We start from the raw sequence: 25923 nt of genomic DNA on the forward strand, positions 1-25923 counted from the left end.
CGCGATGGTGGGCGGGCAAGGGCCCTGCGGAAAACTCGCCGTTGGCTGCTCCACAACTGCTTGCACCGTTCAATCGCCTCTCAAGGCGAACGACAAGATGCGAATCAGCGCAGTTCGGCGATGCAAAGGCCGCATTGGCCTGGCGCGCGACACCTCACCACAACACGCCATCCACTGGCTGCATCGGCTCCGGCGCTTGCTCACCAATTGCCTGAAGCGCATCGATCTCCACCGTGCGGCACATGGTATCCAGCGGCAGGTCGTGGATGGTGTTGGCGAACGGGTCGACCAGTTCATCGCCGATCTTCAGCACCGCCAGAAACATCAGGCCGGCCACTGTCGATCCCACCGGCGTGGCGTACTGCAGCGTTTCCACCAAGCCGATTGGCAGCAGCACGCAGAACAGCCGCGTAAACAGGTTCGGATAGAAGCGATATTGATACGGCAGCGGCGTATTTTTCAGGCGCTCCATGCCGCCTTGCGCGTTGGCGATGTCCACCAGAATGCGTTCGACGCTGGCCTGCTGGATGCTGTCGATCCAGCCCTCACGACGCGCCTGCTCGACGCTGCGCGCGGTGGTATCGAGCAACCCGTTTGCCACGTTGGTGCGCACCACCACCGCCGCCGCTTCGTCGGCGTCCACATGCGGGGACAATGCCATCGCCACCGGCAACCGGCGCAGTTGGCAGCGCAGCGCGTTGACGTAGGCAATCTGGCGCAGCGCAATGGTGCGCCCAAGATCGCCGGCTTCCGGTGCGGACAGGATACTGACGCTCAAGCGCACCAGATTACGCGAGGCATTGATCATCTGGCCCCACAGCACCCGCCCCTCCCACCAGCGTTGATAGGTGGAATTGGCGCGAAAGCCCAGGAACAACGCCAGCGCAGAACCAAAGATGGTCAGCGGCAACGCCGGCGCACGGAACGGCAGCACGTAGTAAATGATGGTGATCAACACATCCCATACGAACAACACCGCCAGGGTCCGCCAGACCTGGCTGATCACATCTGCCACACGCGGCTTTACATCGACAATCAAAGGCACACTCCATCAAAAGAAACGAGTGACGCCATTGCGCGCATCCAGTGCATGGATGCGGTCGGTAGCGCACTCAAGCGTGCGCAGTGTGCCGTTGCCACGGTGCAAGCATGGTGATGGGGCCGATCGAAACCATTGCCCCACGCGCCCGGCGTGATGGAAGGCGTCGCGAGCGGCCATCCGTTGGGTGTGCACGGCGTGCGGGACACAGTGCACACGTGGCGCATGAAAGTTCGGAGCGCAGCCCGTACCCATATGGCGGGCGCAGCCGTGTTAGCAGCCGCTCTTAGGGCATCCAGGCCAGCAATTGGTCCAGCCGCCGATGCGGATCGTCCTGCTGCAACAGCGAGAGCCGCTGCTGCTCGGTCAATGGCAGCAGCTCGGCCAACCGCCAACCAACCCAGGCGGCCTGATCCATCAACCCCGGTCCCACCGATGCAAATTCGCCACCCACCTGCTCCAGCATGCGCTCCAGCACCGTGGACAGCAGGCCGTGCTCGGGCCGCAATTCGTCGTCCGGATCCGGTTCGCGCCAGGCGACATCTCCCACCACCAGACCGTTATCGCGAATGCGCGAGCGCTGTACGTGGAAACGCCGCGTGCCACGCAAGCGCAGCACCAGCACGCCGTCGGCGCCCACATCGAAATCCTCGATGCGTACTTCGGTACCGAACGCGGCCGGCGTAGCCGGCACGCCGACTTCGTTGCCTTCCAGGATCAGGCACACGCCGAAGCTGGTGCCGTTACGGCCGCATTCGCGTACCAGATCCAGATAGCGGCGTTCAAACACGCGCAAGCCCATCGCCGCGCCAGGCAACAGCACGCTGTGCAAGGGGAACAGCGGCAACGCGCTGGTGTCTGCAGTGGCGGGGATCGGCACCATCAGGACAACTGCGCCAGGAAACGACGCGGCGCACCGTCGAAGCCACCGTTGGACATGAACACCACATGGTCTCCGGGCCGGGCAATGTCGCCCAGCGCGCGCAGCAAGGCATCCACGTCCTGCACCACGCGTGCCTCGCCGCGCACCTGCGCAATGATCGGTGCCGCGTCCCAGGCCAGTTCCGGCCGATGCAGAAACACCACTGCATCGGCATCGTGCAACGACGGCGCCAGCGCCTGGGCATGCGCGCCCAGCCGCATCGAATTGCTGCGCGGCTCCATTGCCACCACAACACGCGCCGCACCGACCTTTGCACGCAGACCCTGCAACGTCGTCGCGATGGCGGTGGGATGGTGCGCAAAGTCGTCGTACACGGTGATCGCGCGCGCGCTACCGATGACTTCCAGCCGCCGCTTGACGCTCTGGAACTGTGCCAATGCCGGCATCACCGTCGCCGGATCCACGCCTACCGCCTGTACTGCTGCCAGCGCCGCCAACCCGTTCAGGACGTTATGCCGCCCAACCAGGGGCCACTGCACCTGGCCAATTTCCACGCCACGGTGCAGCACCGCAAACGCGCTGCCATCGGCCGCGATCAACCGCGCGCTCCAGTCCAGCGACGCATCGAACCCGAATCGCTCCACCGGCGTCCAGCATCCCATCGCCAGCACCTCGGCCAGGTGCGCGTCTTCGCCGTTGACGATCAGGCGACCGCGCGCGGGCACCGTGCGCACCAGGTGGTGGAACTGGCGCTGGATGGCCGCCACGTCCGGGAAGATGTCGGCGTGGTCGTATTCCAGGTTATTGAGGATCGCCACCAACGGCCGGTAGTGCACGAACTTGCTGCGCTTGTCGAAAAACGCGGTGTCGTATTCATCGGCTTCCACCACGAATTCGCGCCCCTGGCCCAGTCGTGCCGACACGCCGAAATCTTCGGCCACACCACCGATCAGAAACCCGGGCGCCCGCCCGGCCGCCTCCAGCAGGTAGCTCAGGATGGTGGTGGTGGTGGTCTTGCCGTGGGTGCCGGCCACGGCCAGCGTGTCGCGGCCGGGCAATACGTGCTCGGCCAGCCATTGCGCGCCGGAGGTATACCGGCGGCCGGCATCCAGCACCGCCTCCACCGCCGGATTGCCGCGCGAAAGCGCATTACCGACAACCACGTCGGTCGCATCCGGCGAAATATTGGACGGCGCATAGCCCTGCGCCAACGCAATGCCCAGCGTTTCCAGCTGTGTGGACATCGGCGGATAAATGGCCTGGTCGCTGCCTTCCACCTGCCAGCCCAGCTCACGCGCCAGGGCGGCCACACCGCCCATGAAAGTTCCGGCGATGCCGAGAATGTGGAGTTTGCTCATGCCGCCCATTGTCGCCGATCGCCGCAGTTGCCGGACATTCCATTCCAGCGCACGCCCAAGTGTCGGGGATTTCCTACCGTACTGTCGGGAATTTCCCGATGTGCGAACCCGGTCACATCCCTCACTATGCTGAACGCCAGTCGCAGCATCCCTTTGGTCCTACTCCCCAAGAGGCCAAATCCCCAGGGAGCTCATGCTGTTGGGGCTCTGAGCAAGCCTACTACTGGCGTTATTCTGCCCCGGGCGTCTTGTACGTCCGGGGTTTTTCTTTTGGCACCACTGCCCGGGCGATCACGGCGAGAACACGGCGCGACCAGACGCCGCGCCTGCGGCCGGGCCTTGCGCCCGGCCCATTGCCGACTCAGCGGCCGAGCGCCTTGCTGATGCGTTCCAGCACTTCGTCCAGCGAACCCACGCCGTCCACGCGCGCCAACTTGCCGCGCTGCTCGTAGAAGCCGATGACCGGTGCGGTGGAATCGGTATAGACCTGCAGCCGCTTGCGCACCGATTCGGGGTTGTCGTCTTCGCGGCCTTCGGCCTTGGCACGACCGGCGATGCGCTCGACCAGCAATTCGCTGGCCACATCCAGCTGCACCACGGCATCCAGCGGCTGGCCGATCTTGCCGAGCAGCTCGTCCAGCGCATTGGCCTGGGCCACGTTGCGCGGGTAGCCGTCCAGGATGAAACCCTTGGTCACATCGGCCTGGCCGAGGCGCGCCTCCAGCATGCCGAGCAGGATGTCGTCGGACACCAGGTCCCCGCGTGCCATCACTTCCTTGGCCTTCAACCCCAGCGGCGAGCCAGCGGCCACTTCGGCGCGCAACAGGTCGCCGGTGGAAATGTGCGGAATATCAAACGTGTCTTTGAGACGTGTCGCCTGGGTGCCCTTGCCCGAACCGGGCGGTCCCAATAGAACCAATCGCATCAGTGGACTCCACTTTCGAATAAAAACGCGTTGCGGTGGGCGGCGTTAGACTCACGTCTTCGCCGGCGCTGACCGTATGGTCGTGCAGCTTACCGCATCCGGGGAATGTCCCGGCACTGTCCCCTGCGCCATGTCCCCATGTGAGGAGTCTGTCCCCCTATGACCACTGGCAACCTGCTCTATGCCCAATCCGGCGGCGTCACCGCCGTCATCAACGCCACTGCAGCCGGCGTCATCGCCGAAGCGCGCGCACGCAAGATCAAGGTGCTGGCCGCACGCAACGGCATCCTGGGCGCCTTGCGCGAGGAATTGATCGACACCTCCAAAGAGTCCGCCGCCGCCATTGCCGCCCTGGCGCAGACGCCCGGCGGTGCATTCGGCTCGTGCCGCTACAAGCTCAAATCGCTGGAAGAAGACAGCGCCAAGTACGAGCGCCTGCTCGACGTGCTGCGCGCGCACGACGTCCGCTGGTTCCTCTACAACGGCGGCAACGACTCGGCCGACACCGCGTGGAAGGTCTCGCAGCTCGCAAGGGCCTATGGGTACCCGCTGCACTGCATCGGCGTGCCAAAGACCATCGACAACGATCTGGCGGTGACCGACACCTGCCCCGGCTTCGGCTCGGCGGCCAAGTACACCGCCGTCTCAGTACGCGAGGCCGCACTGGATGTCGCCGCCATGGCCGACACCTCCACCAAGGTCTTCATCTATGAGGCGATGGGCCGCCATGCCGGCTGGCTGGCCGCAGCGGCAGGCCTGGCGGGGCAAGACCCGGACGACGCCCCGCAGATCATCCTGCTGCCCGAACGCGCCTACGACCAGGCTGCATTCCTGGCCAAGGTGAAACAGGTGGTGGACAAGGTGGGCTGGTGCGTGGTGGTGGCCAGCGAGGGCATCCAGGACGCACACGGCAAGTTCGTCGCCGATGCCGGCGGCGCGGCCGACTCGTTCGGCCATGCACAGCTCGGCGGCGTGGCCTCGTTCCTGGCCGCACAGGTCAAGCAGGAGCTTGGCTACAAGGTGCACTGGACGCTACCCGATTACCTGCAGCGCTCCGCGCGCCATCTGGCATCGAAGACGGACTGGGAACAGGCGCAAGCAGTCGGCAAGGCCGCCGTGCAGTACGCGATCAAGGGCATGAACGCGGTGATCCCGGTGATCGAACGCGTCAGCGACGCACCATACCGCTGGAAGATCGTGCCTGCGCCCCTGCACAAGGTGGCCAATCACGAAAAGAAGATGCCGCCCAGCTTCCTGCGCAAGGACGGCTTCGGCATCACCGAACGCGCCCGCCGCTATTTCGCCCCGTTGATCAAGGGCGAAGCGCCGCTGGCCTACGGCAGCGATGGCTTGCCGAAGTATGTGAGTTTGAAGAATGTCGCGGTGGCAAAGAAGTTGCCGGCTTGGGAAGGGTGAGATCGAAGCCGCGTGGGATGCACAGCGATGATCAACTCTCCACTGAGGTGCAGCAAATCGGGCACTTACGCGCGTGGCTTGCGCCCTAACGAAAGGTGGCGCTGGGGGCGTGTGTCATTTCGAGAGGATCATGAAAGCGCGTTGTCTAGGCAATTGTCGAAGTAACTGATCCACCTGTGCATGCACTGAAAGCGAACCCCGGCCTGGCCGGGGTTCGTCGTTACGGATGAAGAGCAAATCTCGACTTACTGACACGCCTTGCCTTCCACCGTCATCTGCGCAGCGAACATGGGCACCTGCGGGATCTTGCCGGCAGCGGCTTGTTGCTTGGCGTCTTCCAGATAGATGCGCGACTGGCCCTGTCCATCGAGCTGCGGTTTGGCATCCACCGGCTTGCGCCATACGCGCACGACCGCTTGCTGTGACGGGCAGGCTGCGCTTGGCACGCGGATCACATCGTTGAAGATCCAGCCCGAGGCGACACTGGGTGCGGCCTTGGCGAAATCCACGAAGCGTGCGCGTGGTTGACAGGTGGGGCTGCTGCGGACCACCGACAATGTATACGGCTGTGCAGCATTTCCGGTAAACACGCCTTCCAGTCGTGCGCAGGCTTCCGGGATCTGACGCAAGGTGTGCACGGCGCCGACCGCTTGCGCGGTGCCGGGTGCGCGCGGCTTGAGTTCGGGCGTGGGATCGGCCGCAAACGCTTGGCTGGTCAGCAACAGCGTTGCGAGCATCGCGGCGTATTTTTGCGCAGCATGGTGGGACATGGACACTCCTGGGTCGACCGAATCACGTTGGCCGCAGGCTGTCACGCCGCAACTGAACGACGCGCCAAAGCCATAACGCTGGTCGCCACGCAAGGCGCGGCGCATACTCGGTCGCGATCCGGCCACCTGAACATTCGCGACGCGCATTACGGCCCAGGCGGCCGTCGAGTCCGTATTCGTCAGTCCACTCGTTGTGTGCATCGCCCTTGGTTCGTCCCGACCGGACGACATCCATTCTCTTGGGAGGGGTCATGCTGGAACACTATGGGTTGTGGCTTGCGCTGGGTTGTGCGGTCTTGGCAATCGTCTATGGAATCGTGTCGGCGCGCTGGGTGGTCGCGCAGCCGAGCGGCAATGCACGCATGCAGGAGATCGCCGCCGCGATCCAGGAAGGCGCGCGTGCCTATCTCAACCGGCAATACCTCACCATTTCGGTTGCTGGGGCAGTGCTGTTCGTGTTGGTCGGGCTGTTCCTGAGTTGGTACACCGCGATCGGGTTTGCACTGGGTGCGGTGTTGTCCGGGTTAGCCGGCTATATCGGCATGAACGTCTCGGTGCGCGCCAATGTCCGCACCGCCGAGGCGGCGCGGCACGGCATCGGCAGGGCGATGGATGTGGCGTTCCGCGGCGGCGCGATCACCGGGATGCTGGTGGTCGGCCTCGGGCTGCTCGGCGTGGCCGGCTATTTTGCTGTGCTGCAGACCATGGGGCTGCCACTGGAGCAGAACCTGCATGCCTTGGTGGGCTTGGCATTCGGGTCGTCGTTGATCTCGATCTTTGCGCGCCTGGGTGGCGGAATTTTCACCAAGGGCGCAGATGTGGGCGCCGATCTTGTCGGCAAGGTCGAGGCCGGCATTCCCGAGGACGATCCACGCAATCCGGCAGTGATTGCGGACAATGTCGGCGACAATGTGGGCGACTGTGCCGGCATGGCCGCCGATCTGTTCGAAACCTACGCAGTCACCGTGATCGCCACGATGCTGCTCGGCAGTCTGACGCTGGCCGAAACTGGTCCGCATGCCGTGCTCTATCCGTTGGTGCTCGGCGGAGTATCGATCATCGCTTCGATCGTGGGCGCGGCCTTCGTCAAGGTCAAAGGTGGCGGTTCGATCATGGGTGCGCTTTACAAAGGCGTGATCGTGTCGGGCGTGCTGGCGGCGTTGGCTTACTGGCCCATCACCCAATCGCTGATGCGCGACAACACCCACGGCGCCGCGGCGTTGTACGCCTGCGCACTGATCGGCCTGGTGCTCACCGGCCTGATCGTGTGGATTACCGAGTACTACACCGGCACGCAGTACACCCCGGTGCAGCATGTTGCATCGGCCAGTACCACGGGGCACGGCACCAACATCATCGCAGGGCTCGGTATTTCGATGAAATCTACCGCGCTGCCGGTGATCGCGGTCTGCGCAGCAATCTGGGGTGCGTTTCACTTCGGCGGCTTGTACGGCATTGCGATTGCAGCAACGGCCATGCTGTCGATGGCCGGCATGATCGTTGCGCTGGATGCGTATGGACCGATTACCGATAACGCCGGCGGCATCGCCGAGATGGCCGAGCTCCCTCCCGAGGTCCGCAACATTACCGACCCGCTGGACGCGGTGGGCAACACCACCAAGGCAGTGACCAAGGGCTACGCGATCGGATCGGCGGCGCTGGCGGCGCTGGTGCTGTTTGCCGACTACACGCACAACCTGCAGGCGGCCAATCCCGACCAGGTGTACGCCTTCGATCTATCCGACCACACGGTGATCATCGGGCTGCTGATTGGCGGGCTGATTCCCTATCTCTTCGGCGCGATGGCGATGGAAGCGGTCGGCCGCGCCGCGGGCGCCGTGGTGGAAGAGGTGCGCCGCCAGTTCCGCGAACTTCCCGGCATCATGGCCGGCACCGCCAAGCCGCAGTACGACCGCGCCGTCGACATGCTGACCCGCTCGGCGATTGGCGAAATGATCGTGCCTTCGCTGCTGCCGGTGGTGGTTCCGATCATTGTCGGGTTGTTACTGGGTCCGCGTGCACTGGGGGGCTTGTTGATCGGCACGATTGTCACTGGTTTGTTCCTGGCGATTTCGATGACCACTGGCGGCGGCGCGTGGGACAACGCCAAGAAATACATCGAGGACGGCCACTTCGGCGGGAAAGGCAGCGAGGCGCACAAGGCTGCGATCACCGGCGACACGGTCGGTGATCCGTACAAGGACACCGCGGGGCCGGCGATCAACCCGCTGATCAAGATCATCAACATCGTGGCCTTGTTGCTCGTGCCCCTGCTGTAACGCTGCGATGACCGCAGGGCACGTGACCTGCGGTCATGACGTCGGGAAGCAGCCGACCGACCGAACGCGTCGCGGCAAGTCCGAACCGGTCACTGCGGAAAGCGGCGACGCTGGGGCATAGGGACCGGGCCAATAAAGGTGCGGTCGGACCCGGCCATCTGTGCTGACCAGCTCAGGACCGGCATCGCGCCGGGGCCCGCTGGCGGCCCCCATCGTCGCTACGAAGATGGCGCCATCAGGCAGAAGGGGCTGGCCTGTGCCGGCAAGCCCCGTCCCGCCCGGCCTACGATCACAGGCAGCCGATCAGGCCGTCATAGATCGGCGGTGCGCCGCCCGGCAGTGGCTTGAACAGCGGATTGGCCACCGCAAGCGTGCGATACATCTCATCCAGGCGGGTACCGGCCTTCAACGGTGCCGTGCAGCGCCACACCCGGCTGTCCGACCGCAAGTAACCGCTACGCGGGTCGACGCTGACCTCACTGGCGCCGAAGGTCCAGATGCAGCTCCGCACCACCCCGGTGACGCGATGCACCGAGCAGCGGAAGCGCAGCGGCTGGTAGTCGCTGAAGTCGCCGCCACAAAAGGTGTCGCCGCAGATATTGTCGAAATCGCGGTCCAGCCGCTGCTCCAGATCGATGAACGCCTCCCAGCCCTCGCCATTGGCGGGCCAGTCCACCGCATCCACGAAGGTGGGCGGAGGCGTCGCGGCGGCAGCGAACTGGGCGGTAAGGGACAGCAGCAGGAGAACCAGCAAACGCGCAAGCCTGGACATGGGCAATTCCTATGCGGTGGATGAGCCTGCAGCGTGCGCCTCCGGCCGGGCCGCAACGATCAGGCAGCCACCCGCGATGAACGCGGGCTATGCCGCACGCAGCGGTCAGGACATTGCCCATTCAGTGTCGCTGCAGCGCAACAGCCGAACGCGTAGAATCGCGCTCCACACACTGCTGACGCCTCGGAGCTACCCGCATGGGCCTTGAACTGGTCACCTCTGGCAAGAATCTGCCGGAAGAAATCAACGTCGTCATCGAGATCCCCAAGGATTCGGAGCCGGTCAAGTACGAAGTCGACAAGGCCAGCGGGGCGATCTTCGTCGACCGCATCCTGTCGACCCCGATGCGGTATCCCTGCAACTATGGCTACGTGCCCAACACCCTGTGCGGCGATGGCGACCCGGCCGACGTGCTGGTGGTGCTGCCCTTGCCATTGGTGCCGGGCTCGGTGGTGCGCTGCCGTCCGGTGGGCGTGCTGCGCATGAGCGACGAGGCCGGCAGCGACGAAAAGATCCTGGCTGTGCCGATCGAGAAGATCTTCTCCGGTTACGCGCACATCGAAGACATCAACCAGGTGTCCAGCCACTGGATGGAACGTATCGGCCACTTCTTCGAGCATTACAAGGACTTGGAGAAGGGCAAGTGGGTCAAGCTGGACGGCTGGGGCGGCGCGGCCGAGGCCAAGCGCATCCTGACCGAGTCGGTGGAACGCTACAATTCCGACGCACCCTGATCCATCGATCGTGATGCTGCCCTGCGTGTAGGGGGCGATCGGGATCACGCTTCTGGCGTGATCCCGGTGACCGCAGTCGGCAGATTGGGTACATTGCCGAAAGCGTTTGGCCGGTGTCTGTCACCGGTGACTTCTGGGGAAGTGTCTTGCGTATTCTGTTTGTTGGGGACGAAGCCAGTCTTCCGTCCGACCTTGTCGACTACGTCGCCGACCTGGGCGACCAGTGGCAGGCGCAGCAGGTGGCCGATGGCAATTCGGCGATCGAAGCTGCCGCGCTGTCGCCGTTCGACGCCGTCATCGTTGCCCCGGTCCTGCCGGACCTGACTGCCGCCACCTTGCTGGGGCAAATCCGCACGCTGCGCCCGGACACCATTCGTATTGCGTTGATCGATGCGCAAGGCGGCCAGCGCACGCCGCCGGCCCGCATCATCGGCGTGGCGCATCGCTTCTTGCCGATGCCGCTGGCGCCCGAAGTGCTGCTCGAAGCGGTTACCAGCCTGGAGGAACTGCGCGAGCTGCTCAGCAATCCGCGCCTGCGCGCGGCGATCGGGCGGATCGAAAAGCTGCCCTCGCCCCCGCATTTGTACCTGAGCCTGATGCATGCGCTGGAAGAGGACGACGGCGCCGACGCGGCCGATATCGCCAAGCTGATCGCCGGCGACCCGGCGATCGCAGCGAAAGTGCTGCAATTGTGCAATTCGGCGTTCTTTTCCGGTGGCCGCAGCATCACCGACCTGCGCACGGCGGTGACCCGCCTGGGCGTGGCGACGCTGCGCGACCTGGTGCTGGCCAGCGAAGTGTTTTCGGTCCAGACGCTCACACCGGCCGAGCGCAACGCGATGCAGCGCCGCGCCCTGCTCTCTTCGCGCCTGGCGGCCAAGGTGCTTCCGCCGACCAGCGCAGAACTCGGTTCCACCGCCGCACTGCTGGCCGACATCGGCTTGCTGCTGCCGGGCGTACGCGACGAGCGCGAGGCGCCGGCCGAAGGTGGCGACGAACGCCTGGGTCACACCGAAGCCGGCGCCTACCTGCTCGGCCTGTGGGGCTTGCCGATGCCTATCATCGAAGCGGTGGCCTTCCATCGCCATCCGCTGCGTTCCAGCATGCGCAGCTTCTGGGTCACCGGCGCAGTGCATGTCGCCACGGCATTGGCCAGCGGCGAAAGCGTTGACGAAGAGTACCTGACCAAGGTCGGCGTCATCGCCCGCCTGCCGAGCTGGCGCGAACAGGCCGATACGTTGCTGGGGCTTGCCGAGGCGTAAGTCACTCGCTTGAGGCATCCCGAAAGAAGCGCGGCCAAGGCCGCGTTTTTTATGCCGTTTCTTCGACCGCCCTGCATGGGGCCGTTGCGCCAGGGCCGCGCATTGCAAGCCTTGGTCTGGGCGATGTGTCACGGCACTCACCCCAAGCGCACCGCACTACAGGCAGACAATGCGCTCAAGCGCGGTGGAAGCTGCCCGAGAAGAAAGACTGCAGTTCTTTGCGAGCGGAGTCGCTGAGCAACTTCCACATCCTGCGCGCGTTTTTCGCGGAACTGCCGCACCGCTTGAGTCGCGCAGCGATGACTTCGCATCTAAATCACGCGCCGCATGCGCATTGCCTCATCGCAACAGGGCACTGCATAAAAAAAGACGGGCCTTGCGGCCCGTCTTTCATTTACTACGCGCGTCGATGGATCAGAAGCGCTGGGTGTACTTCATGTACATGAAACGACCGATTTCGAAGCCGCCGTAGTAGGCAAAGCTGCTGTTCGGTGCCGAGTACTGCAGCGGACCGCGGTGATCGAACACATTGTTCGCGCCGAGTGCGATCGTTGCGTCCCACGGCGCCTTCCAGTTGACCTGCAGGTCGTGGAAGGTGTTGGCGCCGGTGTGACGCAGCGGGTCGGACTCGCCGTTGGCGATATGGTCCGGCGCATCGCAATAGCCTTCGGCCAGCGTGATGCAGCTTTCCTTCATGCCCGAGTAGTAACGCAGGGTGTAGTTGACGCCGAAATCACCCAGCGACCAGTTCACGCCAACGTTCGAACGCACGCGGAAGATGCCCGGCTCGCCGACACGGCCAATCATGATGGCGTTGCCTGCGCTGTCCTGGCCGGCTTCGTCGTACTTGCTGACGTAGCTGGTCTGCCAGTCGAAGGTGAAGGAACCGATGGCCGTTTCCGGCAGGCGGTACTTCACACCCAGGTCGTAGCCTTCGGTTTCCATCTGACCGAGGTTGGCCACGCCGTAGCTCATCGCCGAGATATGACCATCGGCTGCACGTGTGACATTGGCGCAACGTTCAGCGTCGCCGAGCACATAGCAGTCGCGCAGGATGCGGTCGACGCTATCGGCGATGATCATGTCGTTGATCTCGTAGCGGTACCAATCCAGCGAGATGTCCAGACCCTGCACCCAACGCGGGCTCCAGACCAGACCGGCGGTCTTGCTCGTGGAGGTTTCCGGCTTCAGGTTCGGGTTGGCGCCGCTGATGAATTCATCAGGCGTCTGGCACGGATAGGTCGTGCAAGGCACGAAGCCCTGGCCGAGCTGGGTGTAGCCCAGCGGCACGCCAGCGTTGGTGCAGGCCGCGTTGCCGTTGACGCTGTTGGGGGCGCCGACGCCGCAAGGATCGATGTAATCCTCGAAGCTGCTGCTCAGGCCGCCGTACAGGTCGCTGATGGTGGGCGCACGGAAACCTTCCGCATACGTCGCACGCACCAGCAGGTCTTCCAGCGGACGCCAGGTCAGGCCGAACTTCGAGTTCAGCGTGTTACCGAAGTTGCTGTAGTCCGAGTAACGCGTTGCAGCGTTGAAGGTCAGTTCCTTGGCGAAGGCGACATCGCTCAGGAGCGGAACATTCAATTCGAGGTAGACCTCGTCCAGCGAGTACTGGCCCTGCGTGGTCTTGGCACCCAGACCGGTGCTTTCGCCCGACTGCGCAAACGCATCCGGAGAGAAGCGACCTTCTTCCTTACGGTGTTCGTAGCCCACCGCAACGCCCAGATCGCCAGCCGGCAGCTCAACCACCGAACCGGACAGGTTTGCGGTGAAGCTGGTGGTCTTGGTCAGGCCGGTATCGGTGAAGGTCGGGAACAGGAATTCCTGCAGCGCCGGGTCGGCAAGCGAGCCCTGACCTGCAACGTTGTACGGCAGCAGCGGATTCCACGGACGGCAGGCCGACAGCGAGATCGGGTCTGCAGCGGTACCGCACTGCGCAACGCCCTGGCCGTTGATGAAGGACGGGCCCAGTGCCTGACGCGACGCGATGAGGCTCATGTCGCCACGGCTACGCTTGGTGTTCTCGTTGCGGTTCCACAACGCACCCACATCCCAATCCCAGGTCTTGCCGCCGATGTCGAAGTAGCCACTCAAGGTCGGCGCGAAGCGCAGGGTCTTGAGCTGGTTTTCGCTGGCGCGCGGCACTTCCCACAGACGACGACGGAAGTCGACATCCTGGCCGATCGGATTGAACGCGCTGCTGCCTTCCAGCGGAGTGCCGAAGGAACCGGACTGATACGGGTAGCCCGCGATCTGCCCGTCGGTCGTGCGCTCGTTGTAGGCAATATCGGCGTTGAAGGTGATGGCATCGGCAACGTCGTAGTTGACGTTTGCAAATACCGACTTCCGCTCGATACCGGTCTGCACCATCATCTGCTGGTTCGAGTTGGCGTACTCGGCCGGCGTGATCGGGTGATAGTCGGCCGGGTTGTTCGGGTTGCCGCCGGCATTGAGCGTCTGCCACACCGCGGTGTCCGGATCATCGCAGTCCACCTGCAGCGGATTGCACCACGAACCGTTCTGGCTGATGGGGCTCCAGCTGTTGGGGGTCGAGTTGGGACCGCGCGAACCATCGCGGCTGAACCAGCGGTTCTTGGCGAACACCGGGTCCTGCTTGGAATATTCGGCAGACAGCGTCACGCCACCGCGCTCGCCCTGCGAGCCAACAGTGAAGGAGTACTGCGTGGTGTCGCCGTCGCCCTGGCCGAACTGGCCGAACTGCACGCTGGCTTCAGCGCCGTCGAAACGCTTACGCGTGATGACGTTGACCACACCGGCGATCGCGTCGGAGCCGTAGATGGACGAGGCGCCGTCCTTCAGCACTTCAATACGCTCGATTGCCGACATCGGAATCTGGCTGAGATCCTGCAGACCGGAGGTCGACGCACCCAGACGCTTACCGTTCACCAGCACCAACGTACGCTGCGCGCCGAGGTTGCGCAGGTCGACGTAGTAACCGCCAACGTCTTCGCCGGACGACAGCGCGTCGGCGCGCGAGATGGCCGGGGAGCCGGCGGAGGTCAGGTTCTGCAGCACATCGGCAACAGACGTCAGGCCCTGCTTTTCCAGCGCTTGACGATCAAGGGTCAAAATCGGCTGCTGCGTTTCGACGTCGGCGCTGCGGATGCGCGAGCCGGTGATCTCGATACGGTCAAGCGTGGTGGTCGACTCTTGTGCGGCGGCAAAAGCCGGCGTCAACGCGATCGCAATACCGGCGGGCAACAGGCCCAGCCGCACTGCGGAGGTGCGAAGGTTCATCAATCTCTCCAGGGTTCGTTAGTGGCGCGTTAAGCGCCCCTGTGCAAATTACGATTGCGTGAACGCCGTCGCTTTGCGCGTCACGTTACGTGGCTTTGCCGAATCTGGCGGATTTGCCGTTTGGTCGCGGTAGTGCGATGCGGAGACACCGAAGCGCGCACGAAACGCACGCGCGAAGCTGCAGCAATTGTCGAAGCCGCTTGCGGCTGCAACCTCGCCGATCATCATCGAGGTATCGCGCAACAAATCGGATGCACGTTCCAGACGCAAGCGTGCGGACAGCGCCTGCGGGCTTTCTTCGTACAAACTCTGAAACGTCTTGGAGACGTACCAACTGGAAAAGTTGGTCAGCTGCGCCAGTTCGCTGATGCGCACCACGCGGTCGCTGTTGCCTTCCAGGTACAGCCGTGCACGCTGCATACGCCCGAACACCTGACGCCGACGGCTGCGCGAGCGGCCTGGGCAACGCTGTTCCTGCGCAATGAAATCGCGTTGCATCGCGGCCAGGTGCAACAGCAACGGCCGTGCGGACGCACTGCCGCTTTGTGCGGCGGCATTGCGCCACAGGCGCAAGGCGATGCGCAGATCGCTGCGCGACAACTGGGCGCGGCCGGGATACAGCGTGGCATCGGTTAGTTCGGCAAGCGACTGCAGGCTCTCGCCATCCAGACCGACGCCCACGCATAGCGCGCTGCGATCTGCCTGCACGGTGGGATGGGAATCCTTGTCGAAGGCGATCCAGTCGCCGGCACGCAGACGAAAGCGGCCCTCCTTGGATTCCACCCATGCGCGTCCGCGTAGCTGTATCCACAAGGTGAATGTCGCCGCGTTGGTACGGATGCTGCCGAGCCGCGAGACCGCCAGACAGATAGTCGATGTCGACTCGTTGGCGTTATCGAGCGCGAGCGCAAGCCCACGATCCGCGGTGATGACCTGTTGCATGTTGGCAGCCCCCTGTACAAAAGAGGGCGTAGTGTTTTGCCGACTGTGGCGTCAGTCAGGAAGTTTTGACGAAACTGCGCCGAAATTGCCACGAAGCCTTTCCGAAGAACTTACGAGGCGATTTTTCTCAATACCGACAATAAGTTAGCGATGGCACCAATAGGCGCCACGGAATGCTGTGGCAACGGCATATACGCGATGGCGCTGCCATCTTCTTCGGCCAGCGACACATACAGCGTCCCATCGCGCTGGTTCAGGCTGAAACCGTTGATGGTGGTGAACTTGACCGCATCCAAGCACTGGCCGCGGCCGCTGCGCAACTCGCGATCGTAGGCAGCGCAACTGTCGGTGGACGACAGGTAATGCAGCTGGCCATTCACGCCCGGCGCCCAACTGCGATACCGCCAGCGCGATGGCTGTTGCGGATCGACAGCATGCAAGGTGTCGGCGGCCAGCGATGGAGCGACCTGCCACACACCGCCCCCGCTGAGGCGGGTCAGCAAGACCTGTCCGCTGGCGCGGTCCAGTCGCAATTGCGAGACGTCCTGCAGCGTCGCCAGCGCACGCCATGGGCTGCTGCGCCGGTCGTACAGCGTTGCGAAGGTATGCCCGTCGTCGGCAGCAGCAAGGACCAGCAGCCGGTGCGGATCGGGAAGATGGATCGCCTGCAGCGGGCGCGGCTGCGGCACGGGTAGTCGCACCACCTGGCCGCTACTGGGGGTCACTTCGAATAGCGCCGCATGCCCGGCCGCATCGCTGCCGCTGACCAGCACGCGTTGCGAATCGGCTGACCAGTCGGCGGCCTGGCGCGAATCCGGTCGCAGCCCTTCGATCAAGCGCACCGAACCGGGCTTGCGGACATCGCCCCACCACAGTGCGTACGCACCGGATCGATTGGATGCAAAGATCAGCTGGCGCCCATCCGGCGCAATCATCGGCTGATCGTCGCGCCCGCTGGATGGAAACAGTCGGCGTCGAATGTAGCCACCGTTCATCGTGTCGCCAATGACCTGATAGACGCCAAACTGCGGTTTGCGTTGCACGAACACCAGATGCCCATGCGCCACGTCCGGTGCTTGCGCATCGTCCACGCCCACATCGTGCAAGCTGTGGTCCCGCAGATCGAGGCGATACAGCCGCGCCTCGCTGTCCACGCGACGCCCGAAGATCAAACCGCTGCCATCGGGCAGCCAACTCCATCCACGGATATCGGCGTTGTCATGGGTGAGCCGTTCGGCGACGCCGCCTTCGGCAGGGATCCGCCACAGGTCCCCGAGCTGCGGATTACGCAGGAACACGATCCAATTCCCATCGGGCGAATACCGCGGCGCGTAATCGAAATCACCCGCCTGCGCCGGATAGTCAAGCGTCTGCCACTGCCCGGTTGCCAGATCCAGGCGACGCATGCGGGCCGCACCGTGCGTGCCGGTCATGCTGCCGAACACCAGCGCGCGCCCATCCGGCGACCAGCTGAAACTCAGCATGTCGGCACCATCGCACCGCATTACCTCGCGCGACGCCGCAGGCCCGGTGGCTGCGGCAATCATGACCCGGCAGCTGCCATCGGGCGCCTGCCTGGAAAACGCGATCTGCCGGCCATCCGGCGACCACGCCGGCAAACGATCGGAGACGCCGGGCGCAGGCGTCTCCAGTACCCGTGGATAGGCGTTGTCGGTGGTCTTGACCAGGATCGAGGTGCCGGTGCGATCGCGGGTCAATGAGGCGTACGCCACCCTCGCGCCATCGGGCGACAGGCTTGGCGTGAGATCGAATCCACCGCCTGCGGTAATGACCTGATACGGCCGTTTGGGGCTGCCCAGCACCGCATGCGCTTGCGCGGTCTCAGGTGCCGGGGCAGGTCGCCATGAGGTCCATACCGCAAGGCTCAGCACGACCAGCAACGCCACGCTGGCGACTGCCAGCGCCATCGAGCGCCGGTGTCGTGGCGCGGCCGGCGCCGCAACGACGGGCGCTACGGGCTGGCCAGGCGCGGTGCGGACGGGCGATGCGGCAGCGTCGGACTGGTCGGGGACGGACGCCACGCCTTGGTCTGGCTGCGCCGGCTCGAGCGTATCCGGACCCAGTGCTTCACCAGGCAGCGTCGCCGATGCAGGTGCCTGCGCTTCCCACACAACCGCCGCCATCAAGCGATACCCGGTCTTGGCGATGGTCTCGATGTGCTCCGAGCGCTGCCCGCCGTGGCTGGCAAACGCCTTGCGCAGCTGCGTGACCGCCTGGGTCACCACATCGTTGGTCGGCAAGGTATCGGGCCAAACCTCGGCAAGCAGTTGCTCGCGCGTGACCACCTGGCCCGGCTGCCGCGCCAGGGTCAGCAACACCGCCAGGGATTTGGGCGCCAGCCGCAGCGGCCGCTTTGCGCCAGGTGCGTGCACCTCGCGCGAGGCAACGTCGACCACGCACTGACCGACACGCAGCCGGCCCGATGGCATTGCAATAGCGGGAGGAACACTCATCGGCAAAAACACGCGTCGGCATGCAAGAACAACAAAGAGCGCCCCGCGCCTTCCGCGAAACGCCAAATTCAGCAAAGGACGACGACCAACTGTGTCATGCATCCATTTGGTGCAAATTTTACGCTATGCCCCGTTGCTTCCTAAGACAGGCGGCAGCGTCAGGCTCTCTCTCTCTCGCCGACGAATTCGAATAATTACGACGTACCCTTCGCGCCTTCTGGCGCGATTTTTTTATCTGCGATTCAGCTAAATCAGCTGAAACCCTTATTTACTGGAATCGCTTGCAACCCTGCCATAGCGCGGCACTTGCGGACCGCGCCGTAATCTGTTCAGTACAAAACTGAACTTTTCCTAAGCAGGCGCTACATCACGTTTTATGAAACGCTGCCATGTAACGCGTCACGTGGCGCGATAGACCTGCGCGCCCTGCGCGACAAATTGCGCGGACTTTTCCTGCATGCCCGTCGACAGCGCTTGCGCCTCGCTTATGCCGTGCTCGGCCGCGTAATCACGCACGTCCTGGGTAATCTTCATCGAGCAGAAGTGTGGCCCGCACATCGAGCAGAAGTGCGCCAGCTTGTGCGCGTCCTTGGGCAGGGTTTGGTCATGGAACTCCTTGGCCTTTTCCGGATCCAGGCCAAGATGGAACTGGTCGTCCCAACGGAATTCGAAACGCGCCTTGCTCAAGGCGTTGTCGCGCACTTGCGCGCCCGGATGCCCCTTGGCCAGGTCGGCGGCATGCGCGGCGATCTTGTAGGCCATGATGCCGTCGCGCACGTCCTGCCGGTTGGGCAGGCCCAGGTGCTCTTTCGGAGTGACGTAGCAGAGCATGGCGGTGCCGAACCAGCCGATCATCGCCGCACCGATCGCGCTGGTGATGTGGTCGTAGCCCGGCGCGATGTCGGTAGTCAGCGGCCCCAGGGTGTAGAACGGCGCCTCGCCGCATTCGCGCAGCTGCTTGTCCATGTTTTCCTTGATCAATTGCATCGGCACATGGCCGGGGCCTTCAATCATGGTCTGCACATCGTGTTTCCAGGCGAGCTTGGTCAGCTCGCCCAGCGTTTCCAGCTCGCCGAATTGCGCCGCGTCGTTGGCGTCGGCGATGCAGCCGGGGCGTAGGCCATCGCCCAACGAAAACGCCACGTCGTAGGCCTTCATGATCTGGCAGATGTCTTCGAAGTGCGTGTAGAGAAAATTCTCCTTGTGATGCGCCAGGCACCACTTGGCCATGATCGAACCGCCACGCGAGACGATGCCGGTCACGCGCTGTGCGGTCAGCGGTACGTAACGCAGCAACACGCCGGCGTGGATGGTGAAGTAATCCACGCCCTGTTCGGCCTGTTCGATCAAGGTGTCGCGGAAGATGTCCCAGGTGAGTTCTTCGGCGCGCCCATCGACCTTTTCCAATGCCTGATAGATCGGCACCGTGCCGATCGGCACCGGCGAGTTGCGGATGATCCACTCGCGCGTCTCATGGATGTGCTTGCCGGTGGACAGATCCATGACCGTGTCCCCGCCCCAGCGGATCGACCACACCAGCTTCTCGACCTCTTCGGCAATGCCTGAAGACACCGCGCTGTTGCCGATGTTGGCATTGATCTTGGTCAGGAAATTGCGGCCGATGATCATCGGCTCGCTCTCGGGGTGATTGATGTTGTTGGGCAAGATCGCGCGGCCCCGTGCGATCTCTTCGCGCACGAACTCCGGTGTAATGCGTTGCTGGATCGAAGCTCCGAACGCCTGGCCCGGGTGCTGCCTGCGCAAGCTTGCATCGGTCACCGCTTCCAGGCGCTGGTTTTCGCGGATCGCCACGTACTCCATTTCCGGCGTGATGATGCCGCGGCGCGCGTAATGCATCTGGGTGACGTTGGCGCCCTGGCGCGCTACCCGCGGCAGACGCCGCGCCGGAAAGCGCACTGCATCCAGACGCACATCGTGCTCGCGGCCACGCCCGAAGCTGGAGCTCAGCCCGTCCAGGGCGACGGTGTCGCCACGCTCGGCAATCCACTGCGCACGCAGCGGTGCCAGACCGGCTGCCAGATCGATCGCCACCCGCGGATCGGTGTAAGGCCCGGACGTGTCGTAGACGCTGAGCGGCGGATTCTCTTCGCCGCCGAACAAGGTGGGCGTGCGCGTCAAGGCGATCTCGCGCATCGGCACCTGCAGATCAGCGCGCGAGCCTTGCACGAAGATCTTGCGTGAACCGGGAATCGGCTGGGTGACAGCCTCCGACAACGACTGGGCTTGTTGTTGCAAAACGGTGGGCGCGGCATTCATGGCATTCGTCCTGTGTGCTGGCCCTGCGAAGGAGTCGCAGTGCGGACGAAGCGGCGGCGCTCGATACTGATTGCCCGTGCACGCACGAACCATCGCATCTGACGAAGCTTCCCTACGCCGGTATCAGCCGGATCAGGTTCGAAGGGACTATCTCAACCGCAGCACGCTGCGGTACCCCCACTTCGGCGGCGATTAAACCACATCGCACCTGCGCAGCTAAACAAAATCCGCCACATACCCGCAGCGCGCACGGCCCGCGCTAAACCCGTAGGGCATACCGCACTGACGCAGCGGCCGCACCGGCCTGCTGTTGCGCGTCGCAAGGTTGTCGCGTTCGGCGGCGACATATGTCCGCACAGGTCATCTCACGTCGCTGCAGCACACGCCCAGCGTCGCCCGGGCATTACATGGCGCGCCGATGCATTGCGCGCGTCGCCACGCAACAAGGCGCCGATTGACGAAAAACGGCGGCGAAACCCGCTCGTTAAATTCCCGCTAAGCCTGCGTGGCGTGCCGAAGACGCCGCACGCATGCAGGTGTCATTCACGGGGATCGCGCTGTCGCTCCTCCTCTACCGGGAACCGCCGTACATATGACTAAGACAACGCTCCACCCGACGATGCGTCGGGGCTCGCTCGCGATCGCCATCAGCCTGTGCGTCAGCACGAGCGCCATCGCCCAGGAACAAACCGACAAGAGTCCGACCAACCTGGACAAGATCGAAGTCACCGGCTCGCGCATCCGTTCGGTCGATGTGGAAAATTCGCAACCGGTACTGGTACTGACGCGCCAGGACATCGAAAAGCAGGGCCTGACCTCGGTTGCCGACGTTCTCAAGCGCATTCCCTCCAATGGCGCGACGATGAACAGCACCGTCAACAACGGCGGCGACGGCTCGGCCACGGTGAGCCTGCGCAACCTGGGCGCCTCACGCACGCTGGTGCTGGTCAATGGCCGGCGCTGGGTCTCGGGCCTGTCCGGTTCGGTGGATCTGAACACCATCCCCTCGGCCATCGTGGAGCGCGTGGAAGTCCTCAAGGACGGCGCCTCGTCGATCTATGGCTCCGATGCCATCGCGGGCGTGGTCAACATCATTACCCGTACCAATTTCGATGGCGCCGAAGTCAACGCCTACGTTGGCCAATACGGCCAGGGCGACGGTCAGCGCACCTCCTTCGACGCGACCGTGGGCGCCACCAGCGAGCGCGGCAATCTGGTCATCGGCTTGTCCAGCGTCAAGGAAGATGCGGTGATGGCAGGCGACCGGGAGATCTCCGCCGAGCCGGTGTACGGCGCGGGCTCGTCGGCCTACAGCAGCTACTCGGCAAGCGGCCGCCTCCGTGCAAATGGCACCAGCGGCGCCTGGACGGTATTGCCCGACAGCGCCACCGCGAGCGGCGACAGCAGGTATCCGCGCTATGGCCTGGACCAGTACACCGCCTTCAACACGTCCGAATATGGCTACAACTACGCCAAGGACAATTACCTGGTTACGCCACAGAAGCGCGACGCGTTGTACGTGCAGGGCAACTACGCACTCACCGACAACGTGCGCTTCAAGTTCGATGGACTGTATAACCGCCGCCAGTCGTCGCAGCAATTGGCAGGCTTTCCGCTGGCCTCCGTCAACACCGGCATCCTGTTGAGCGGCGAAAGCTACTACAACCCGTACAACACTGCCTACGGCGGCGACGGGCGCGATGTGGGTTGGTCGCACCGCTTGACCGAATTCGCACGCACCTATCAGCAGGACGTCAAGACCTCGCACGTGTACACCGGGCTGGAAGGTGACTTCCAGTTTGCCGACAGGCAGTTCAGTTGGGATGTGGGCTTTGCGCACAACCAGACCGACCAGACCGAAACCCAGTATGGCGATGTCAATCTGCTCAACCTGGGCAATGCGCTCGGTGCATCGGGCATCGTCAATGGCACCCTGGCGTGCCTGGACAGCGGCGGCGCCGTCATTGCCGGCTGCGTACCGTTCAACCCCTTGTCGCCGGCCGGTGGCGTGACCCAGGAAATGCTGGACTACATCCTGTTCACTGCGCACAACACATATCAATATAAAAACAGCAGCTTCACCGCCAACCTCACCGGCGAGCTGTTCGAGCTGCCCGCCGGCTGGATGAGTTTTGCCGCCGGTGTCGAACATCGCGAGGAAAGCGGATTCTCCTCACCGGATGCCTTGATTTCGGCCGGCTATACCTCGGGCAATTCGTTTACGCCCACCTCTGGCTCGTACACGCTCAACGACTACTACACCGAAGTGGCGATTCCGCTGCTGAAGGATGTGCCCGGTGCGCAGTTGCTGGAATTGAGCGCAGCAGTGCGTTATTCGGACTACAACACCTTCGGCAGCACCACCAATAGCAAGTTCGGCTTCAAGTGGAAGCCGGTCGCCGACCTGCTGATTCGCGGCAATTACGCCACCGGTTTCCGCGCGCCATCGATCGAAGATCTGTACCTGGGCGCCTCGGACAGTTTCGACACCTATTCCGATCCCTGCTCGACCAATAGCACCTCCTACACCAGCGCGATTGCGGCCGCATGCGCAGCCCGCGGCGTGCCTGCCAATTACGTTGCCGAATACAACAGCGCCAGCGGCAACTCCGGCCAGACCATCTATCCGTTCACCTACACCAGCAACGCCAATCTGCAACCGGAAAAATCCAAGAACACCACGCTTGGCTTTGTCTACAGCCCGGCTTCGGTGCAGGGCCTGGACGTGTCGCTGGACTGGTGGAAGATCGAAATCACCGACGCCATCACCGAATTCAGCGCCAATCAGATCCTGTCGCAGTGTTACCAATTCAACGTCTCGGCGTTCTGCGATCTGGTGACCCGCGATGCGACAGGGACCATCACCGGCCTGGTGATCCAGCCGGTGAATGTCGGCGAGCAACGCATGCAAGGCTACGATTTCACCGCGCGTTACAAACTGCCGCAGACCGCAATCGGCCAGTTCATGCTCACGCTGGATTCGACCTACGTGGCGGTCAACGAGCAGAAGCAGGACGACAATTCTGCGTGGGAAAGCTACAACGGCATCTACCACACCAATAATCCGAACTGGCGCACCCGCGGCACGCTCACCCTGGACTGGAGCTACGGCAATCTGGCCGCCAACTGGGCCGTGCGGTACTACTCGGGCATGAAGGACTACGATTCGGAACTAGACGACAACGGAAACTATCGCCACGTTGCGGCGACTGCGTTCAACGACATGCAGGTGTCTTACCAGCTTCCATGGAATGCGACCGTGCGGTTGGGTCTGAACAACGTCTTCGACCGCGACCCGCCGGTCGCGCTCAGCGCCTCGGCCAACTCGTTCGATCCGGCCTACGCCATCCCGGGACGCTACAGCTACCTGCAGTACACGCAGCGCTTCTGAGCATGCTGTCCTGATCCACGTGTTGTCACAACGACCTCCTTCGGGAGGTCGTTGTCTGTGTGGCACGGCTAACACGCAATCGAGCGCTTGGCACACGGCACGGCGATGGCGACATGCACAGACATTTCCAGGGCACATCGCACCGCTAGCCTGCAGCCACTACAACAAGAAACCTGCTCTCTCTCCCTGCCGCCGATCTTCGGCGGCTTTTTTTTGTTGTCCGGGTGGAGGCGCAGCAGCCAAACCCCGGCCGGGCGACGCCATCACTCCAGCGTATAGCCCACCCGCAAGCCGCCCCAGTGCTTGCCGCCGACGAAGATCGGCGTGGACAGGTCGAACATGATCTGGCCGGTATCGCGGCGATAGACCTGCAGACGGTAAGGATCGGTATGCGCGCCCACGCTGCGCCCAACGCGGTCGGTGAACTTGCGCTTGGTGCGGTTGCCGACCAGATCGCGCTTGGCATCGCCGGTCAACGGTTGGGTGAAGCGCAGGTTGTGCGTGGGCACATACCCATCGGGGTTGGCGCAGATGGCGAAGACGATCCACGGGTGCGCGTCCAGCAGCGGCTCCTGCAAAGCGGGCAGTAGCTGGTCGCAGAGCGCATCGAAGTCGGTACTGAACTTGGGCGGCTCCACGCCGGCGATCGGCGTATAGGTGCGCGCGAACAATGCGGCTTGCTCGATCTGCCCGCGCGCAATGGCTTGCGCCAGCGCACTGCCGATCTTGCCGGCCGTGGCAACGGCCAGCTCCTTGACCCGTGCGTGCCTGGGCACCTGCAGCGGGTCCGGCGGCAACCGGAACAAGCCCACGCAATCGCGCAGGGTTTCGGTGCCGCGCTCCAGCGCTTCGCTGCGTTCGGCCACGTGCGCGGCATGCTGCAGATTGCTGCGGCCCAACGCCACCACGCCATCTACCGCACGCTCGATCCCGCGAATTTCGCCGTCCTGCGCCTGGATGCGCCCGGCCACGGTGGTCATCGCGCTGCTGGCCTGCCCGAGCACACGGGTGATGCCATCGAGCACCGCTTCGGTGCCACGTGCAGAGGCTGCGCCCTCCCCTACGGCGGCGCTGGTTTCGGCCAGGATCGCGCGTACGTCGCGTGCCGCCGCTGCGGCGCGTTCGGCCAGCCGCCGGATCTCGGTGGCCACCACCGCAAACCCGCGCCCGGCATCGCCGGCATGCGCGGCTTCGATGCTGGCATTGATCGACAGGATATTGGTCTGGAACGCCACCGAATCGATGACCTCGATGACTTCGCCCGCACGTGACGCTCGGCGCTCCACTTCGTGCATTGCTTGGCCCAGCGCATGCGCGGCAGCCACACCTTGCCGCGCACTGTCGTCGGCGCTGGCGGCCAGCGCAATCACCTGCGCCAGCTCGGCATTGACGTCCTGCAGGCTGGACGACAGCCGCTCCACCGCGGTGCGCGCACCGTCCAACGCCTCGTTCTGCGCCTGCGACTGGCGCACCATTTCATCGTTCTCGGCCACCAGCGGCGGCACTTCGGCAGCGATCTGCACCGACAAGGCCACTGCCTGGCGGATGGCCTCGGCCAGATTGCCGAACCCGGCTTGCAGGCGCCGGCCCATCTCGGTTTCCGCCAGTCCCGGCGGCAACAGGAGTTCAAGCTCGCAGCCGGCCAGCGCCTGGGCAGTGCGCTCGAGCACCGTGCGGTCTTCGTGCTCGGCCTGCAGGCGTGCAACCAGCGGCTGCAGCAGGGGCGAGATCGGCACCGGCCGGCTGCCGTCGGCCAGACGCGTGGCCTCGCGCAGCAGGATTGCCGTTTCCACATGCGGCAGCGACAGCATCCAGCCGCCATGCGCGCGGTCGCGCACATAACGCACGCGCCGCGCCGGGTCGTCGCCCGGGGCAGCCCAGACGCCGTCTTCGCCAACCAGATCGGCCGCGCTCAAGCCCCACACCACCGAGGCCGGCGCGCCCTGCAGCTCAAGCGCCGTTTTGCCCAGCACATCCAGGCCGACGCGGTTGCAGGCCACCACACACGCCTCGGCGGACAACCGCAGCAAGGCCACGGGCGCATCCGGGAGCACGGCCGTCTGGGTCTGCGACGGCGGGTCGGGCTGTTGCATCGAATTCATGAGGGGCTCCTGCTCCATCCCGTGATTAGCGGCGTGCGGCG

Annotated in this window: 16 protein-coding genes and 1 riboswitch; of the genes, 5 read left to right on the top strand and 11 right to left on the bottom strand. The window is 64.0% G+C overall.

Translation table 11 applies throughout. The annotated features are described in order from the left end of the window. Positions 1-154 precede the first annotated feature (154 nt). The 4 genes from HLH45_RS00080 to HLH45_RS00095 all read right to left on the bottom strand — a co-directional run bounded on the left by HLH45_RS00080 (position 155) and on the right by HLH45_RS00095 (position 4205). Positions 155-1039 carry a bestrophin family protein gene (locus HLH45_RS00080; protein ID WP_008577877.1) on the bottom strand — a complete coding sequence of 295 codons (885 nt, stop codon included), beginning with the start codon at positions 1037-1039 and terminating at the stop codon, positions 155-157. A gap of 286 nt (positions 1040-1325) precedes the next feature. Then, positions 1326-1922 (bottom strand): LON peptidase substrate-binding domain-containing protein, encoded by a 597-nt coding sequence (locus HLH45_RS00085; RefSeq protein WP_008577875.1) that lies wholly within the window; start codon positions 1920-1922, stop codon positions 1326-1328. Then, complete coding sequence (mpl, locus tag HLH45_RS00090) at positions 1922-3289, bottom strand: UDP-N-acetylmuramate:L-alanyl-gamma-D-glutamyl-meso-diaminopimelate ligase (RefSeq protein WP_171309817.1); 1368 nt, start codon at positions 3287-3289, stop codon at positions 1922-1924. The genes HLH45_RS00085 and mpl overlap by 1 nt, the downstream gene beginning before the upstream one ends. A 352-nt stretch (positions 3290-3641) precedes the next feature. Continuing rightward, positions 3642-4205 carry an adenylate kinase gene (locus HLH45_RS00095; protein ID WP_008573731.1) on the bottom strand — a complete coding sequence of 188 codons (564 nt, stop codon included), beginning with the start codon at positions 4203-4205 and terminating at the stop codon, positions 3642-3644. Positions 4206-4364: 159 nt separating this feature from the next. Between HLH45_RS00095 and HLH45_RS00100 the strand changes: the two genes are divergently transcribed. Then, positions 4365-5621, top strand: a complete 1257-nt coding sequence (locus HLH45_RS00100) for a 6-phosphofructokinase (protein ID WP_008573728.1) — start codon at positions 4365-4367, stop codon at positions 5619-5621. 245 nt (positions 5622-5866) lie between these two features. On the opposite strand, the gene HLH45_RS00105 is transcribed toward HLH45_RS00100, so the two are convergent. Beyond that, the gene (locus tag HLH45_RS00105; RefSeq protein WP_011348509.1) at positions 5867-6391 is read right to left on the bottom strand and encodes a hypothetical protein; all 525 of its coding nucleotides are present in this window, start codon (positions 6389-6391) and stop codon (positions 5867-5869) included. A gap of 251 nt (positions 6392-6642) precedes the next feature. Between HLH45_RS00105 and HLH45_RS00110 the strand changes: the two genes are divergently transcribed. Next, the gene (locus tag HLH45_RS00110; RefSeq protein ID WP_008573725.1) at positions 6643-8670 is read left to right on the top strand and encodes a sodium-translocating pyrophosphatase; all 2028 of its coding nucleotides are present in this window, start codon (positions 6643-6645) and stop codon (positions 8668-8670) included. A gap of 289 nt (positions 8671-8959) precedes the next feature. Here HLH45_RS00110 and HLH45_RS00115 read toward each other — a convergent pair whose 3' ends face one another. Beyond that, on the bottom strand, positions 8960-9442 hold the full coding sequence (locus HLH45_RS00115; RefSeq protein ID WP_008573723.1) for a hypothetical protein: 483 nt from the start codon (positions 9440-9442) through the stop codon (positions 8960-8962). Between the two features lie 197 nt (positions 9443-9639). Here HLH45_RS00115 and ppa point away from each other — a divergent pair, with 197 nt between their 5' ends. Further along, a complete protein-coding gene (gene ppa, locus HLH45_RS00120) occupies positions 9640-10176 on the top strand; it encodes an inorganic diphosphatase (protein ID WP_005911986.1) in 537 nt (178 codons plus the stop codon). Between the two features lie 113 nt (positions 10177-10289). Then, on the top strand, positions 10290-11438 hold the full coding sequence (locus HLH45_RS00125) for an HDOD domain-containing protein (RefSeq protein ID WP_029820216.1): 1149 nt from the start codon (positions 10290-10292) through the stop codon (positions 11436-11438). Positions 11439-11852: 414 nt separating this feature from the next. Here HLH45_RS00125 and HLH45_RS00130 read toward each other — a convergent pair whose 3' ends face one another. From HLH45_RS00130 to thiC, 4 genes are all read right to left on the bottom strand, one after another. Continuing rightward, positions 11853-14696: a TonB-dependent receptor plug domain-containing protein gene (locus HLH45_RS00130; RefSeq protein ID WP_008573719.1), complete on the bottom strand. Its 2844-nt coding sequence runs from the start codon at positions 14694-14696 to the stop codon at positions 11853-11855. A 48-nt stretch (positions 14697-14744) separates the two neighbouring features. Continuing rightward, complete coding sequence (locus HLH45_RS00135; RefSeq protein WP_008573718.1) at positions 14745-15638, bottom strand: helix-turn-helix domain-containing protein; 894 nt, start codon at positions 15636-15638, stop codon at positions 14745-14747. A 110-nt stretch (positions 15639-15748) separates the two neighbouring features. Further along, on the bottom strand, positions 15749-18088 hold the full coding sequence (locus tag HLH45_RS00140; protein ID WP_008573714.1) for a winged helix-turn-helix transcriptional regulator: 2340 nt from the start codon (positions 18086-18088) through the stop codon (positions 15749-15751). Positions 18089-18511: 423 nt separating this feature from the next. Then, positions 18512-20389 (bottom strand): phosphomethylpyrimidine synthase ThiC, encoded by a 1878-nt coding sequence (gene thiC, locus HLH45_RS00145; protein WP_008573713.1) that lies wholly within the window; start codon positions 20387-20389, stop codon positions 18512-18514. 91 nt (positions 20390-20480) lie between these two features. Then, a riboswitch (TPP riboswitch) is annotated at positions 20481-20578 on the bottom strand. A 430-nt stretch (positions 20579-21008) separates the two neighbouring features. Between thiC and HLH45_RS00150 the strand changes: the two genes are divergently transcribed. After that, entirely contained in the window at positions 21009-23780 is a 2772-nt protein-coding gene (locus tag HLH45_RS00150; protein ID WP_008573711.1) for a TonB-dependent receptor, read from the top strand. Positions 23781-24043: 263 nt separating this feature from the next. Here the strand turns inward: HLH45_RS00150 and HLH45_RS00155 are convergent, their stop codons facing one another. Then, positions 24044-25900, bottom strand: coding sequence for a methyl-accepting chemotaxis protein (locus HLH45_RS00155; RefSeq protein WP_170922851.1), 1857 nt, complete (start codon positions 25898-25900; stop codon positions 24044-24046). Positions 25901-25923: the final 23 nt, after the last annotated feature.

The organism is Xanthomonas euvesicatoria, from assembly GCF_013112235.1.
GTDB lineage: Bacteria > Pseudomonadota > Gammaproteobacteria > Xanthomonadales > Xanthomonadaceae > Xanthomonas > Xanthomonas euvesicatoria.

Excerpts from the sequence above, each read along its gene's own strand:
- HLH45_RS00085 (WP_008577875.1), bottom strand. The coding sequence starts at position 1,922 with ATGGTGCCGATCCCCGCCACTGCAGACACCAGCGCGTTGCCGCTGTTC.
- mpl (WP_171309817.1), bottom strand. The coding sequence starts at position 3,289 with ATGGGCGGCATGAGCAAACTCCACATTCTCGGCATCGCCGGAACTTTC.
- HLH45_RS00095 (WP_008573731.1), bottom strand. The coding sequence starts at position 4,205 with ATGCGATTGGTTCTATTGGGACCGCCCGGTTCGGGCAAGGGCACCCAG.
- HLH45_RS00100 (WP_008573728.1), top strand. The coding sequence starts at position 4,365 with ATGACCACTGGCAACCTGCTCTATGCCCAATCCGGCGGCGTCACCGCC.
- HLH45_RS00105 (WP_011348509.1), bottom strand. The coding sequence starts at position 6,391 with ATGTCCCACCATGCTGCGCAAAAATACGCCGCGATGCTCGCAACGCTG.
- HLH45_RS00110 (WP_008573725.1), top strand. The coding sequence starts at position 6,643 with ATGCTGGAACACTATGGGTTGTGGCTTGCGCTGGGTTGTGCGGTCTTG.
- HLH45_RS00115 (WP_008573723.1), bottom strand. The coding sequence starts at position 9,442 with ATGTCCAGGCTTGCGCGTTTGCTGGTTCTCCTGCTGCTGTCCCTTACC.
- ppa (WP_005911986.1), top strand. The coding sequence starts at position 9,640 with ATGGGCCTTGAACTGGTCACCTCTGGCAAGAATCTGCCGGAAGAAATC.
- HLH45_RS00130 (WP_008573719.1), bottom strand. The coding sequence starts at position 14,696 with ATGAACCTTCGCACCTCCGCAGTGCGGCTGGGCCTGTTGCCCGCCGGT.
- HLH45_RS00135 (WP_008573718.1), bottom strand. The coding sequence starts at position 15,638 with ATGCAACAGGTCATCACCGCGGATCGTGGGCTTGCGCTCGCGCTCGAT.
- HLH45_RS00140 (WP_008573714.1), bottom strand. The coding sequence starts at position 18,088 with ATGCCATCGGGCCGGCTGCGTGTCGGTCAGTGCGTGGTCGACGTTGCC.
- thiC (WP_008573713.1), bottom strand. The coding sequence starts at position 20,389 with ATGAATGCCGCGCCCACCGTTTTGCAACAACAAGCCCAGTCGTTGTCG.
- HLH45_RS00150 (WP_008573711.1), top strand. The coding sequence starts at position 21,009 with ATGCGTCGGGGCTCGCTCGCGATCGCCATCAGCCTGTGCGTCAGCACG.
- HLH45_RS00155 (WP_170922851.1), bottom strand. The coding sequence starts at position 25,900 with ATGGAGCAGGAGCCCCTCATGAATTCGATGCAACAGCCCGACCCGCCG.